A 1,018-nucleotide genomic window follows, 5' to 3' on the forward strand; every position below is an offset into this window, starting at 1 on the left:
CTTGGCTGTTATCATGACGCTTGCAAGCATTGGCAATATTAAAAGCAATATTGGTCGCCAGAGAGGTTTTCCCCATAGCAGGGCGCCCCGCAAGGATAATCAAATCAGATGCTTGTAACCCTCCCATTTTCTCATCAAGTGTTTTGATATGGGTAGCTATCCCTGAAAGCCTTGAAGAACGCTTTTTCGCTGCACTTGCCATGTTAAGTGCTTTTGCAATGGCTGTATTAAAGTTTTCAAACCCACCCCCGTATTTTCCCTTTTCTGCCAATTCAAACAACTGATTTTCAACAGTTTCAATTTGTTGTGATGTTGTAAGTTCTACAGAAACATCATAAGCTCTATTCACAACTTGAGTGCCAAGGTTAATTAAAGAACGTCGGATAAACAGATCATAAATGACACTCCCATAATCTTTAGTATTAATGATTGTTACAGCTTCTTTAGCTAAACGCACCACGTAATTATATACAGTGATGTCACCAATTTTCGCATCATTTTCAACAAAGGGCTTAATAGTAATGGGATCTGCAACTTTTCCATTTTGAATAATTTGTGAAATGATATCAAAAAGCTTTTGATGCAACGGTTCAAAAAAATGCTCTGCTTTTAAAAAATCAGAAACGCTATCAAGAGCATTATTATTGATAATGATAGCACCCAGCAAAGCTTTCTCTGCTTCAATATTATGGGGCAGTTGACGAAAAGAAGATTGTTCTTCTGTTTGAAAAGAAGGTAAATTAACAGCGTTCATTTTATTCATTATGATTTAAATTGATTTGATAAATGATAATTATAAATCACTGAATCTACAGTGTGAATCCCATTTTTATTTTACTTAACAGCTTGCTTTTTGATACGTTTTGTGCAATAAAGAGATGTTCTTTTATATTTCGGTTATTTCTTTTAATCGTTTATTTAGATCGCTAGCTGTTTTGATAATAAAAGCCGTATCAATTCATTTTGATGCGGTTTTTATGTATTAAGGCTTGCATTTTTACACGTTTTGTGTAATATA

The 1,018-nt window shown here is 34.1% G+C and carries 1 protein-coding gene; it reads right to left on the reverse strand.

Going from position 1 to position 1,018, the window contains the following annotated elements:
* A partial coding sequence (locus tag ACFIMA_RS09735; protein WP_375693451.1) for a DnaB-like helicase N-terminal domain-containing protein occupies positions 1-763 on the reverse strand: 763 nt, incomplete at its 3' end.
* Positions 764-1,018: the final 255 nt, after the last annotated feature.

Source organism: Bartonella sp. AP88HLJMH, from assembly GCF_042195605.1.
Classification (GTDB): Bacteria; Pseudomonadota; Alphaproteobacteria; order Rhizobiales; family Rhizobiaceae; genus Bartonella.